Genomic DNA, 13,263 nt, shown 5'->3' with positions numbered 1-13,263 from the left:
CCCCGACCGGCTCAGGGAACCAGCGCGCTTGCCGATAGGGCGGAGGTGACCGCGATGCCCGCCCGGCCGGAATCCGTCGATCTTCGTCCCGGTCTTGACGACCTGCTGCGCAACGGCGGCCTGTACTGCCTGTACCAGTCGTTCGTCGACCTGGACTCCGGCGCGGTGATGGCGCACGAGGCGCTCCTCCGCGGACCGGCCGGTACGCCGTGGGAGTCGCCGCTGGCGTTGCTCGACGCGGCCCGGGCGGCGGGACGTCTCGCCGACCTGGAACGGGCGTCGCTGCAGGCGTCGCTGACGGATGCGGCCCACCTCTCGGGTGGCCGGCCGGTGACGTTGTTCGTCAACCTGGAGCCCAGCACGCTCACCGAGCACCTGAACGTCGTGCTGGAAGCGCTCGCCGGGCGGGCGCCTCAGGTTCAGGTGGTCGTCGAGATCACCGAGCGCGCGCTGGCCGCCGACCTGGCCGGGGTGCTCGCCGGGGCGGAACGCCTTCGCGCGGCCGGGTGCGCCATCGCCCTGGACGATGTCGGAGCGGAGCCCGAGTCGCTGGCCCTGATCCCGCTGCTGCGTCCCGAGGTGGTCAAGCTCGACCTGAGCCTGTTGCGCACGGTCAAGGACCCGGCGACCGTCGTCGTGGCCGGCGCCGTCCGCGCGTACGCGGAGCAGGCCGGCGCCGAGGTCGTCGCCGAGGGCATCGAAACGCCGGAGGATCTGACGCGGGCCCTCGTGCTCGGTGCGACCCTGGGCCAGGGCTGGCTGTGGGGCCGGGGTGAGCGCCGGTTCACACCGCCGCCGTTCCGGCCGGAGCGGTTCGCGGCCCGGGCGATCGGCCCGGCGCTGCACGCGACACCGTACGGATTGATCGGTAGCCACCGGCGGGTGCGGCACGCGCCCAAGCACCTGCTGATCCCGTTGTCGAAGACGCTGGAACTGATGGCCCTGCAGGCCGCGGTGCCACCGATGGTGCTGGCCGCCTTCGAGCACGCGCGCTTCTTCCGGCCGTCGACGGTCCGGGACTTCACGGCACTCGCGGCCAAGCTGCCGTTCGTCGGTGCGCTCGGGGTGGACATGCCGGACACTCCGGCACCCGGTGTGCGCGGTGCATCGCTGTCCGTGCTGGACCCGTTGGCCACCGAGTGGACCGTCGTCGTCCTCGGCGCACACACGTGCGGCGCGCTGATGGCCCGCGACCTCGGCGACACCGGCACCGACGGGGACCGCGAATTCGAGTTCGTCGTCAGCTACGACCGGACCCTGGTCACCGCTGCCGCGCACTCCCTGGTCGGCCGGCTCGCCCCGGACAACCCCTGACGCCTGCGCCGCCCGGGCGGCGGACCCACGCCCCGCCGGGCTGTCGTCTACCGTTACGGCAACGATGCCGCGGCGTGGCCGAGTGGGGGTGACATGGCGCTCCTGCTCGGTCTCGCCGCCGCCCTTCTCTACGGCGGCGCCGATTTCACCGGTGGTCTGCTGTCGCGCCGGAACGGATCGCTCACCGTCAACCTGTTCGGCGCGGCGCCGGCCGTGGTCGTCGCCTGGATGGCGATCGTTCTGATGGGCGGGGCCTGGCCGTCGTCGTCCGCGATCGGCTGGGGCCTCGCGAGCGGCATCGGCGGGGGAGCCGGAACGCTGCTGCTCTACCGGGGGCTCAGCCGCGGGCAGATGAGCGTGGTCGGACCGGTCTCGGCGGTCGGGGCGGCGGTTCTGCCGGTGACCGTGGGCATGGTGTCGGGCGAGCGCCCGGGCATCTTCACCACGTTGGGCATTCTCGTGGCGCTGCCGGCAATCGCCCTCGTGGCCAGCAGCGGAAAGGCCGGCGCCGGGAAGGATGGCGCCGCGAAGACGGGCACCGGCAGGGTTGGCCGGGTTGCTTTCCGGGCCGGGTTTGCTGACGGTCTGGGTGCGGGGCTGGCCTTCGGATTGATGTTCGTCGGCCTGGCGCGGGCCGGGGACGGCGCCGGACTGTGGCCGATCGCCTGCGAACAGACCAGTGCGTTTCTGCTGATGGTCGCCCTCGCGGTGCGTGCGCGCCAATCCGTACGGCTGCCGCCACGCTCCGCCGCCGTGGCGGCCCTGGTCGGTGTCGCCGGCCTGTTCGCGACGCTGCTCTACTTCTACGCCACGCACACCGGGCTGCTGGCAATCGTCGCCGTGCTCACCTCGCTCTACCCCGGCGTCACCGTGCTGCTCGCCCGGGTGCTGCTGCGTGAGCAGTTCAGCCCGGCCCAGCGTGCCGGCCTTGCCCTGTGCGCTCTCGCGGTGGCCGCGATCGCCCTGCCGTGACGTGCGAGCGTCTAATCTGGACGCATGCCGATCGATGTCGCCACGCTCACCGCGGCGAGCGGAACCGAGCTGGCCGAGATCTTCGCCCGCCTGCATGCCGCCGGTCCGATCCATCAGGCGCGCTACCACGATGTCGACATGTGGCTGGTCACCGGGCACGACGAGGCACGCAAGCTGCTCACCGACGCCCGGCGGTTCGCCAACCGCGAGTCGTACGCGAACCCGGCCGCGCGAGCGTCCCCGATGCTCGTCCACCAGGACGTGGCCGGCCTGCCGCCGATGCTGCCGTTCCTCGACCCGCCCGACCACACCCGGCTGCGGCGGCTGATCAACAAGGTGTTCACGCCGGCCCGGGTGGAGCGGCTGCGGCCCTCGGTGCAGCAGATCGCCGACGAGTTGCTCGATGCCATGGCCCGGCGCGACGAGTGCGACCTGGTGCGCGACTTCGCGTTCCCGCTGCCGGTTTCGGTGATCATGCGGCTGGTCGGCGTGCCGCCCGAGCGCGGTGCGGACTTCCACCGGTGGGCGGGGCTGTTCGCGACCGGCGATCCGGACAAGATGCCCCTCGTGCCGGCCGCCATGGCGGAGATGCTGTCGTTCGCCGGCTCGCTCGTACAGAAAAGGCGGGCGCAGCCCGAAGATGATCTTCTGAGTGCGATGGTGACCGTCTCCGAGGGCGGCGCCACCATGACGCCCGCGGAGGCTGCGGCGATGGTGTTCGCGCTGGTCGCCGCCGGTCATGAGACCACGCTCAACCTGATCGGCAACGGCATGCTGACGCTGCTGGACAACCCGGCGATGCTGGCCGAGCTGCAGAGCGACCTGTCCCGGGTCGACGGGGCGGTCGAGGAACTGCTGCGGGTGGACGCCCCGGCGAAAATGACCGCCTTCCGGTACGTGGTGGAGGACGTCGAGCTGGCCGGCACCCGGATGCGCGCGGGCGACGTGGTCGCCGTGCTGCTCGCCGCGGCCAACCAGGACCCGCGCCGCTTCTCCGGTGGCGCCTGCCCGCACCTGGCTCCCGAGACGGGAAATCCGCACCTGGCGTTCGGCGCCGGCGTGCATTTCTGCGTCGGTGCGCCGCTGGCCCGGTTGGAGGCGCAGATCGCGTTCCGGGGGCTGCTCGAACGCTTCACCGACTTCGAGCTCACCGTGCCGCGCGACGAGCTGCGGTGGAAGGCGAGCCTGTTCGTGCGGGGCCCGTTGAGCCTGCCGATGCGGTACCGCCGGCTTTAGGCGCCGGTGAGCCTCTCTTTAAATATTCCTTAGCGATCGTGCGGGCGGGATGCCCGCCCCGCAGAGTCGAGCGGGCGCCCGTCCGGCGTCCGTCCCGGCCCGGGACGACCACCGCGGGAACCCCACGCCCCGCCGATCGACGAGGAACGCCGTGCCCACGCGTCACCGCAAGCCTGCCCGTACCCGATATCTCGTGCTGACCACCTGCGCCCTGGGCGTGCTCGGCGCCGGAGCCGCCGGGATCGCGTCGGCCCAGACGACGCATCACCGTCCGGCCGCCGGGCAGGCCGCCCCGAACCTGGGCCCGGCCACCGAGCTTGCCGCCGCCCGTCCGCACCGGCCGCGGCCCACCGCAACCACCGCGGTTCCTACTACGGCGCCGTCCACCCGTCCTCCGGCCACCCAGCCGCCGACCACGGATCCCGCCACGACCGCGCCGACCACCGTCCCCACCACGGCGCCGCCGGCCACCCAGCCGCCGACCACCCAGCCGCCGACCACCCAGCCGCCGACCGCCCAGCCGCCGACCAGCGCGCCGGCCACCACGCCTCCGGTGAGCCCGACCGGCGACGCGGTGCTCGATGCGGTGCTGGCGCACATCAACGCCGCCCGGGCGGCGAACGGCCTTCCGGCGTACGCGTTCAGCGCCACCCTGTCGAAGGCGTCCGAGGCGCACAACGCGCTGATGGTGGGCGGCTGCGGCCTCTCGCACCAGTGTCCGGGCGAGGCCGGCCTCGGTGACCGGTTCACGGCCGCCGGCGTGTCCTGGACCTCGGCCGGCGAGAACATCGGTCAGGGCAACGCGCAGGACAACCCGGCCTCGATCACGCAAGCCGCGAACGGGCTGACCGACCTCATGCTGGCCGAGGTGGCGCCGAACGACGGCCACCGCAGGAACCTGCTCAACGCCGGCTTCAAGCACCTCGGGCTGGCCGTGACCCGCGGCAGCGACGGCCGCGTCTGGGTCACCCAGGACTTCGTGAACTGAGACCGGCCGGCCGACGGAATGGCCCGGCAAACAGCGGTGACGTCATTTGCAGCCGCGCCGGGCCCGGACGACGGCCCAGACCACCTTGCCGTCGTGGGTGGCCGAGGCTCCCCAGACGTAGCTGCGGTCGGTCAGGACGGTCAACCGGCCGGGCTGGTGCAGGGGAGGCAGCGCGGTTCCGTGATCACGCAGGGCGAGGTAGAGGCTGCTGCTGCGGCGGCTCACCGTGAACAGCATCGTGGTGCCCGCATGCATCAGCGAGTCGGCGACCAGGTCGATCGCCACCTCCTGAGCGACACCGGCCAGCACGCCCATTCCCCACACCCGGCAGGCGAGCGCGACCATGTCGCGTACGGCGGTGAGCGATTCCGCATGCGGCGGAATCCACCGCAGTTGCAGCCGGTCGGTCAGGGGCAGGGCGCCTGCCACCGCGGTCCGGGCCTGTTCGAGGGTGACGAACAGCGACAGGAACCGGGTGCAGCCCAGCTGGCGGAGGCGGGCGACGACCTGACGCGTGGGCTGCGCGCACAACGCGACCTGTGCGGGTGGTTGCAGCGTCGCGGCCGCCTTGCTCGCGGCGATCCAGGCGGCGGCGCTGCGGCCGTCGAGATCGCTCAGCTCGTGGAGGTCGAAGATGATGGCGGAGGGGTGCTCGGCGAGGCTTTTGCGCATCGCCTCGTAGACGTGCATCGCGGTCTGCCGGCACCATTGGCCGCGGACGGCGACTTCAACCACCGAGTCGTCGAAATTGTGCCTGACCACGAGCCCACTGGATATTTCGGTGCCGTCGGCCGATCTGCCGGCGTTGTTCGCCTTCACGATGGCCTTCCGGGTCGGCATGAGTCCAGCAGCCAGTCTCGAATCGTCGAGTCCCCGGGTCAATCCGGTTGACGGCCCGAACCGTTTCATCATTCCAACGGGGGACATCGATGCATTATCCATCACTCGTAACGCAATTCCTCGGTCCCGGTGATGCGGCGAGCGGCCGGCAGGAGGACCGCGACCGTGGTGCACAGCACCAGCCCGGCGCCGGCCGCGACCGGGGTGAGGATCGCCGAAGCACCGAACCGGATCGGGACCTCCGAGAACCGCATCAGCATCGCCCCGATCCCGGCTCCGGCGCCGACCGCCAGCGTGAGACCGGCGGACACCGGCACGAGCGCCTGCAACAGCACCGACCAGACGACCGTGGAGCTGCGGGCGCCGACCGCGGACAGCACGCCGAGGAGGCGGCGCCGCTCGTGCAGCCGGGCGGCCACGTCGAGCAGCAGGCCGACCGCCAGCATCAGCAGGACGAGTGTGGATCCGATGTCGAGTGCGGTGCGCAGCGAGCCGTAGGCGTCGGCCTTCGGGGCGGTGGCGGTGAACTGGGCCAATGGGTCGATCTCGACCGAGATGCCGCGAAGCTGCCCGGTCACCTTCCCGGGATCCTCCGTGGTGAACATGCTGGTCTCGACGAACCAGGGTTCGACTCCGGCCGTCTCGGCGGGCAGTGCGGTCATCAGCACGGCGGACCCGACGACCTGCGCGTCGATGCCGACCAGCGTGGCGTGGCGGGTGCCCGGCGGGACCGCCAGCCGGCGGCCGGGCACCGGCACGGGGCCGCCCCGGTCGAGGGTGACCGTCGTGCCGACCCGGCCGACGGTGAAGGCGTCGCCGTCCGCACACCGGCCCAGGGCGGCGATCTGGCTCAGCGAACGGCAGTCGCCGACGATCAGATAGCTGGTTCCGAGGCCGGCCTGGTGGTAGAGCGTGTATTTGACCACCGTCCCGGCCCGTACGCCGTGGACCCGCTCGAACCTCGCGGTGCGCTGCCGCATGGCGTCCATGGTCAGGCGGCCCGGCGCCTGCAGGACGAACGCCCGGCCGGCCGGGTCGAACGGGATCGACCGGTGCGCCTCGACCGCCGCGAACAGTGACTGCAGGGCGATCACCCCGGCCACCGCTACGACGATGCCGCTGACCGCCCGGGTCGATGCGGCCGGGTTGCGCCGCAACTGCTGGGAGGCGAGCTGCCAGGAGGCGGTGCTGCCGGGCAGGATCCGGGCGACCAGCGGTACGAGGTACGGCAGCAGCGGGATCAGCGAGACCATCAGGAGCACCACGCCGAGACCGGTGCGGTCCCGGTTGAGGGCGGTGTCGCCGAGCAGGACCGGATAAAGCAGGAGCGCGCTCGCGGCGAGCGGGAAAAGCCGCCACCACAGCCGGCCGTGCCAGGCGCCCGCGTGGCGGAACACCCCGAGCGGCTCGACCGCGACACCGCGGAAACCCGTCAGGGTGACGGCCGCGGAAAACACCACGACCGTGGCCACCACGAGCGCGGCCAGGCGCGGTACGGGATGGACGTCGGACGGGAAGACGCTGACGTCGAAGAGCCGGAAGCGGGCGATCTGGCTGCGGGTCGCCAGGTAGAGAAGTACGCCGAGGAGCAGGCCCAGCCCGGCCGGGACCAGGCTCTCGCCGAGAGCCATGCGCAGCACCGCCCGGCGGTCCGCGCCGATCAGGCGGATCGCGGCGAGCCGCCGGTCGCGGGTGTCGCCGCCGAACCGGAGCGCGGCGCCGATGAAGATGGCGACCGGCAGCAGCAGGGTGGCGACCATGGCTGCCACGATCACGTACGTCCTGGTGCTGGGCGTGTAGTCGTCCGGGACACCGAACCGCTCCACCCGCCAGGAACTGCTCTCGTCCAGCGTCGTCAACCGCCGGTAGCCGGCGTAGTAGGCGAGCTCGTGCGGCCCGGACAGCCCGGCCGGCGCGATGGTTCCGGCGATGCCGTACGGCATCTGCCGTCGCAGCGTCGCCCCGTCCGGCCCGGCGAGGGCGTCCTGGAGCGCGGGCGACGCGTACATCTGACGGTCGGCGGGAAACGCGGGCACGCCGGGCGGCAGCGGGCTGTCCGGCGTGTCCGGCCAGATCAGCCGCCCGCGGATCTCGAGGTCGTGCCATGACGAGGAGCTGTCGGCGACGATCGTCGTGCGCCCGGCCGGAATCACCCGGCCCAGGGTGCCGTCGTCGCGTGCTTCGGTGCGCGCGTGCCGGGCGTCGAGCATGACCGGCACGGACGCCGCGAGCAGCAGCCCGGCCGCGCCGATGGCCACGCCGAGGGTCGCCATCGCGGTGCGGATCCCGCCCCGCCGGCCACCGGAGAACGCCAGCCGGATGCCGAGGGCGAGCTCGGCGAACACCCGGCTCACCGTGTTGCCCGCCGCGTCAAGCTGCGGCCGTCCCGCACCACGATGCCGCGGTCCGCGTACGCGGCGACCCGTGCATCGTGCGTGACCAGGACGACCGCGGCGCCGGACTCGCGAGCCGCGTCGGTCAGCATGTCCATCACGTGCTCACCGGCGACCGAGTCGAGGGCGCCGGTCGGCTCGTCCGCGAAGATCACCTTCGGGTCGGTGATCAGGGCGCGTGCCACCGCGACCCGTTGCTGCTGCCCGCCGGACAGCTCCCCGGGCCGGGACCGTGCCTTGTCGGCGAGGCCCAGCCGGTCCATCCGGCCGGCGGCGCGGCGCTCGGCCACCCGGCGGGAGACGCCGTCGAGCCGCAGCGGCAGAGCCACGTTCTGCAGGGCGGTCAGTTCCGGCACCAACTGTCCGAACTGGAACACGAAGCCGAACTCGCGCCGCCGTACCGCGCTGCGGCGCACGTCGCTCATGTCGAAAAGGTCATGTCCGTCGTACGTCACCCGGCCCGCATCCGGTGCGGTGAGCCCGGCCGCGCAGTGCAGCAGTGTCGACTTGCCGGAGCCGGACGGGCCCATCACCGACACGATCTCGCCGGCCTGCACCGCGAGGTCGGCACCGGCCAGGGCGGTCGTCGGCCCGTACGTCTTGTGCAGTTGCCCGGCCACCAGCAGCGCGCTCATCGCCGCACCTGCTCGGCCAGTTCACCGAGAACGGTCGCGGTGTGTTCCAGCCAGCGCAGATCCGCCTCGAGGTGGAACAGCGCGTGGTCGCAGATCAGCCGGTCGGCGAGGTCGCCGCCCCGCTTGCGCCGGGTCAGTTCGCGCATCGCCACCAGGTGCTCCTCGCGCTGCACGTCGAGTACGCCGGCCCCGGAGCGTCCGGTGAGCAGCGCGCCGATCACCTTGGCGTACAGGGTGCTCTGCAGGTACTGATCGGGCTTCTCGGGTTCGTCGAGCCACCGCTCGACGTCGGTCACCCCGGCCTCGGTGATCGTGTACCGCTTGCGGTCCGGGCCGCCCTCGCCCTCCGCGCCGTCGACCGTGACGAGGCCGTTCTTCAGCAGCTTGGCGAGCGTCGTGTAGACCTGCCCGTAGTGCAGCGGCCGGTCGTGCCCGAAGTGCTGGTCGTAGGCGCGTTTGAGGTCGTAGCCGTGCTGCGGGCGGCCTTCGAGCAACGCCAGGAATGCTGCGGCGATCGTCATGGCGCGCCACTATACACATGGCTACATAGTCTGCCGTTCATTGTCCGGAATTGATTGATTCGGCGGCGCCGCCCTGCCGAACAACGGCTCCGGCCGATAGACCTCGGGGAGCGCCCCGGACGTCCGGTCCGGCGGCGCATCCGGACGGAGGATCCCGTTGAGACGCACCACGTTCTCGGTCTGGGCCGTCGCCGCGGCAGCCGCGGTGGCGTTCCTGACCGTCGCGCCGGCCCAGGCCGCCCCGCGGCCCGCGACCGCGGCCACCACCAGCGGCGCCGCCGCGCTGGCCGCGGCCAACATCGGCAAGAGCGCCGGCACCTGCGCCGACCACCCGACCACCAACTCGCTCGGCGGCAGCCAGTACGAGCACAGCTGCGCCGGCGGCTACTCCGGCGGCCCCGAATACTGGTGCGCCGACTTCGCCAAATGGGTGTGGGGGAACTCGGGCCTGAGCACTGCCGGACTGACCGCGGCGGCGCAGAGCTTCTACACGTACGGCCAGTCGAACGGAACCTTCCACACGACCGCCCAGCCCGGTGACGCGGTCGTCTACTCGTCCAGCCCGGGCGGGTACGCCGACCACGTCGCGATCGTGACCGCTGTCAACTCGGACGGCTCGGTCGTCACCGCGAACGGCGACTGGGGTGGCGAGAGCGGCACGATGGCACACTTCGCCGTCACCTCGTCGGTCGTCAAGGTCACCATTCCGGCGGCGTCGGCGCACACCGGCGCGTTCGTGTCGGCGGCCGACTACTACATCACCGGCATCGTCGGCGCGTCCGGCAGCGGCGGCACCACGCCGCCGTCCGGTGGCAACCCGTACTCGCCGGTGCAGGTGTGCGGCAGTGGGTACGGCGTCGTCGACTCGCACCACATCACCGGGGCCACGATCTACCTCCTGTACGACGACGACTCGGGCAACAACTGCGTGGTCACCCTGGCCGACAGCCCGTCGGCGACGGTGTCGATGAACGCGACGCTGCAGGCCCAGGGCGGCACGCTCAAGGACGACCCGCACGCCTATCAGTACTATGCCGGGCCGGTGACGACGTACGCGCCGAACACCTGCGTGCGGTGGGGCGGCGCCTACCAGTCGGCGTCCTGGACCAGCGACTACGAGCACTGCGGCAGCGGCGGCGGTTCGCCGGCACCGCACACGTCCAACCCGTACAGCGCGACGCAGGTGTGCGGCAGCGGCTACGGCGTCGTCGACCACCACGCGCTGGCCGGGGCCACCGTCTACCTCGCGTACAACGCGGCGACCGGCGACAACTGCGTGGTCACGCTCGCCACCGACATCGACGGCGTGGTGCCGATGAACGCGTCGCTGCAGGTGCAGGGCGGCACGCTGCACAGCGACAACCATTCGTACACCTACTACGCCGGGCCGGTCACCGCGTACGCGCCGCACACGTGCGTGCAGTGGGGCGGCAAGTACAAGACGAGCAGCTGGACCAGCGGGTACGGCCACTGCGGCTGAACCGTCCACTGTGTTTGCGGGAGGCACGTGTCGAACGACACGTGTCTCCTTCGTGATACTCCCGGGATGATTCGGCGTGCGACGGTGACCCATCGATCGCCATCGGTCACGTCCGAGGGGAGGCGCGGTGGCTCGCCAGGAGAAAATGGTCGATCCGGCTGCGGGACCGTTGCAGGCTTTCGCGTACGAGTTACGCAAGGTCCGCGCCGAAGCAGGCAGTCCCACGTACCGGGTGCTGGCCAGGACGGCCGGGTACGGCGCCGGGACCCTGTCCGAGGCCGCCGGCGGAGTCCGCCGGCCCACATTGGACGTCGTGCTGGCCTACGTCGGCGCGTGCCAGGGTGACGTCGGACTGTGGCGCGAGCGCTGGCAGGAACTGCAGATCGCGCTGGACGGCGCCGCGCCGCCGGAAGCGCCGGACGTGCCGACCTGGACGCGGCCCGAACCCTCCCCGGCCGATCCGCCGGCCCCGGCCGGGCTCACCGCGCGTCTCGGGCCGCTGTGGCGGTGGAAGCTCGGGGTGTTCGCCGCGCTCGCCGCCCTGGTCATCGGCGCGGTCGGCGCCTTCGCGATCGACGATCCCTACCCGTCGCGCGCCGCCGCATCCGGGCAGGCCGGCGCCGCGCCCCCCTGTCCGGCGCAGGCCGCGAAGCCGGCGTTTACCGCGGTCACCTACGGCGCCGGCGCACGGGTACGCGCCGGGGCGGCCCGCGACACGGCGCCGCTCGTCACCATCCCGGCCGGCTGCACGGTCGGCTTCGCCGGCTACTGCGTGGGGGAGAAGATCCACGACAGCACCGGCGGCACGCCCGACGTGCGCTGGTTCGAACTGCCCGGCGGCGGGGTGGTGGCCTCCGGCATCGTGCACGGCAACCCGCCGGCCGGGCTCGCACCCTCGCACTGCTCCGACGACCGGCCCGGCCCGGCCGCCGTTCGCCTGGCGGTCGGCGCCGACCCCGATCTGCCGGGCGCGATGCGGCTCAGCGCCACCGGCACCCGCCTGGACATCGTCGGCTTCGCCGCGCTGTACGGGCCGGACTCGCCCCGCCGATGGCGACAGGTCGGATTCACCGAGGAATCGGTCGCGAAGCCCGGTTTCCGGGTGCCGTGGAAGCTCGAGCCGTCCGAGGCCGGGCCCGATCCGGTGCTGATCGTGGCGGCGGCCTGCCTGGGCGGTGACGGCCCGACCGCCGTGGTCGACGCGCGCTCGGCCGCCTCCGGTCACCCGGAAGTCGTACTGAGCGCCGCGGACCGGGTGGCGGCGGCCGCGGCGGCCTGCGCCTACCCGGCCTGATCAACCAATCGGCTGGTGGTGCGGTCCGGGGCCGAAACGGCAGGCCGGGCGACGATGCGATTGTTCGGCCGGCCGCCGCGTACAAGAATTGATGTTCGGTCTTGATTGTTCGGTCTTCCCCGGCTCTGCCGAACATCGGCGAATTCCGATGTGGTCGGTGCAGCGGTGAAAAGCCGCGTCGGCAACCGAACGGAGAACCCGAGCATGACCGTCATCAAGAAGCTGAGCACCATGGGCCTGAGCGCGCTGGCCACCGGCATCGCGCTGACCGCGGCGCTGACCCCGGCCGGGGCGGCGAACGCGGCGAGCCGGCACGTCGGCACGATCGCCGGCGTCGAGTCGCGCTGCAACAGCTCCGTGTACACGCTCTGCCTCTACTACAACAGCGGCGCCAGCACGGCGTACTGGGGCACCAGCTCCGACGTCTCGGACCTGGCCGGCAAGACCTTCTTCAGCGGCACCGGCGCCGGCTCGGGCCAGGCGGTGAAGAACAACGCGGCGGCCGCCTCCTGCGACCTGCTGACCACCGGCAAGTGCTGGATCTTCTTCAACCACGGGTACGCCGGCAACGCCGACTACCTGAACGGCCAGGAGACCGGCCAGCTCTCGTACACCTACAACGAGGACGCCTCGGTCAAGGTCGTCTACTGATGCCGACCGGGAGGCGGCGCCCGGCGCCGCCTCCCGGCGGGCCACCGATGGGGGCTCCCGATGAAATTCGCCGTCGTTCTACTCGCCGTCGTACTGCTCGCCGGCTGCGCCGCCGATCCGCCGGCCGCGGCCCCGCCTCCCGCGGACACACACGGCGATTTCGTGCTGCCGGCCGACGCGTACGCGTTCACCCTGCCCGAGACCGGCCGGATCGACCTCGCCCGCGAGCTGCTGGCCGGGAAGTGCATGCGGAGGCTCGGCTACGCGTTCGACCCGGACCAGGCCCGCCAGCAGATCGCCGCCGGCAACGCCCACACCGTCACCGACCTGGGCTGGTACGGCAACAAGCGGCGCTACGGCGTGACCGACCCCGCGATTGCCGCCCGGTACGGCTACCACCTGGTGAACCGGAACCTCGGCGGCACGTCCCCGGCACCGGGCTTCGGCGCCCTGACCCCGGCGATGCGCACCGCGCTGACCGGCACCTGCACCCGGGAAGCGGTCACCGCCCTGTCCCCGGACGGCGTGGTCGGCGAGGCCGACGTGGTGGCCGCGCTGGGCAGCGGATCCTTCCGCGACGCGCTGCACGACCCCGCGGTGACGGCCGCCTTCGCGCGGTGGTCCGCCTGCATGCTGGAAAGCGGTCACCACTACGCGTCGCCCGCGGTGGCCGGCACCGATTTCGACATCGACAGCCCGCACATCACGCCGGCCGAGACGGCGGCCGCCTCGGCCGACGTCGTCTGCAAACAGCGCACACACGTGCTCGACGTCTGGCACGGCTTCGAGGCCACCGACCAGAACGGTCAGATAGCCCGGCACCGGACGGCGTTCGCCGCCGCCCGATCCGGCCATGACGTCGAGATGCGCCGGGTGGACGCGGTCCTCGCCGCCGAGCTGTGAGCTCCTACGGGTACCTCATTCAGCTCGGGGTGGCGG

General features: G+C 72.3%; 12 protein-coding genes. 8 read left to right on the top strand and 4 right to left on the bottom strand.

Going from position 1 to position 13,263, the window contains the following annotated elements:
• Positions 1 to 54: 54 nt before the first annotated feature.
• The 4 genes from ACIA5C_RS02410 to ACIA5C_RS02395 all read left to right on the top strand — a co-directional run bounded on the left by ACIA5C_RS02410 (position 55) and on the right by ACIA5C_RS02395 (position 4,510).
• A complete protein-coding gene (locus tag ACIA5C_RS02410) occupies positions 55 to 1,314 on the top strand; it encodes an EAL domain-containing protein (RefSeq protein ID WP_396050400.1) in 1,260 nt (419 codons plus the stop codon).
• Positions 1,315 to 1,407: 93 nt separating this feature from the next.
• Entirely contained in the window at positions 1,408 to 2,286 is an 879-nt protein-coding gene (locus tag ACIA5C_RS02405) for an EamA family transporter (RefSeq protein WP_396050398.1), read from the top strand.
• A gap of 24 nt (positions 2,287 to 2,310) precedes the next feature.
• Entirely contained in the window at positions 2,311 to 3,522 is a 1,212-nt protein-coding gene (locus tag ACIA5C_RS02400) for a cytochrome P450 (protein WP_396050397.1), read from the top strand.
• A 151-nt stretch (positions 3,523 to 3,673) separates the two neighbouring features.
• Complete coding sequence (locus ACIA5C_RS02395) at positions 3,674 to 4,510, top strand: CAP domain-containing protein (protein WP_396050395.1); 837 nt, start codon at positions 3,674 to 3,676, stop codon at positions 4,508 to 4,510.
• A 42-nt stretch (positions 4,511 to 4,552) separates the two neighbouring features.
• Here the strand turns inward: ACIA5C_RS02395 and ACIA5C_RS02390 are convergent, their stop codons facing one another.
• The 4 genes from ACIA5C_RS02390 to ACIA5C_RS02375 form a co-directional block, all read right to left on the bottom strand.
• Positions 4,553 to 5,272: an ATP-binding protein gene (locus ACIA5C_RS02390; protein ID WP_396050393.1), complete on the bottom strand. Its 720-nt coding sequence runs from the start codon at positions 5,270 to 5,272 to the stop codon at positions 4,553 to 4,555.
• A 179-nt stretch (positions 5,273 to 5,451) separates the two neighbouring features.
• Positions 5,452 to 7,695 carry an ABC transporter permease gene (locus ACIA5C_RS02385; RefSeq protein ID WP_396050391.1) on the bottom strand — a complete coding sequence of 748 codons (2,244 nt, stop codon included), beginning with the start codon at positions 7,693 to 7,695 and terminating at the stop codon, positions 5,452 to 5,454.
• Between the two features lie 5 nt (positions 7,696 to 7,700).
• A complete protein-coding gene (locus ACIA5C_RS02380) occupies positions 7,701 to 8,378 on the bottom strand; it encodes an ABC transporter ATP-binding protein (protein ID WP_396050389.1) in 678 nt (225 codons plus the stop codon).
• Positions 8,375 to 8,899 (bottom strand): PadR family transcriptional regulator, encoded by a 525-nt coding sequence (locus ACIA5C_RS02375; protein WP_396050387.1) that lies wholly within the window; start codon positions 8,897 to 8,899, stop codon positions 8,375 to 8,377. The genes ACIA5C_RS02380 and ACIA5C_RS02375 overlap by 4 nt, the downstream gene beginning before the upstream one ends.
• A gap of 157 nt (positions 8,900 to 9,056) precedes the next feature.
• On the opposite strand from ACIA5C_RS02375, the gene ACIA5C_RS02370 reads away from it, so the two are divergent.
• The 4 genes from ACIA5C_RS02370 (at position 9,057) to ACIA5C_RS02355 (ending at position 13,227) form a co-directional block, all read left to right on the top strand.
• Positions 9,057 to 10,379: a CHAP domain-containing protein gene (locus ACIA5C_RS02370; protein ID WP_396050385.1), complete on the top strand. Its 1,323-nt coding sequence runs from the start codon at positions 9,057 to 9,059 to the stop codon at positions 10,377 to 10,379.
• A gap of 127 nt (positions 10,380 to 10,506) precedes the next feature.
• Positions 10,507 to 11,673, top strand: coding sequence for a hypothetical protein (locus ACIA5C_RS02365; RefSeq protein WP_396050383.1), 1,167 nt, complete (start codon positions 10,507 to 10,509; stop codon positions 11,671 to 11,673).
• Positions 11,674 to 11,877: 204 nt separating this feature from the next.
• The gene (locus tag ACIA5C_RS02360; RefSeq protein ID WP_396050381.1) at positions 11,878 to 12,324 is read left to right on the top strand and encodes a hypothetical protein; all 447 of its coding nucleotides are present in this window, start codon (positions 11,878 to 11,880) and stop codon (positions 12,322 to 12,324) included.
• A gap of 60 nt (positions 12,325 to 12,384) precedes the next feature.
• Positions 12,385 to 13,227 carry a hypothetical protein gene (locus tag ACIA5C_RS02355; protein ID WP_396050380.1) on the top strand — a complete coding sequence of 281 codons (843 nt, stop codon included), beginning with the start codon at positions 12,385 to 12,387 and terminating at the stop codon, positions 13,225 to 13,227.
• Positions 13,228 to 13,263 lie beyond the last annotated feature (36 nt).

Origin of the sequence: Actinoplanes sp. NPDC051343, from assembly GCF_044455125.1 — a bacterium.
In the GTDB taxonomy this organism is placed as follows: domain Bacteria; phylum Actinomycetota; class Actinomycetes; order Mycobacteriales; family Micromonosporaceae; genus Actinoplanes.
The sequence above is the reverse complement of the archived record's forward strand: the minus strand, read 5'-3'. Positions and strand labels throughout refer to the sequence as shown.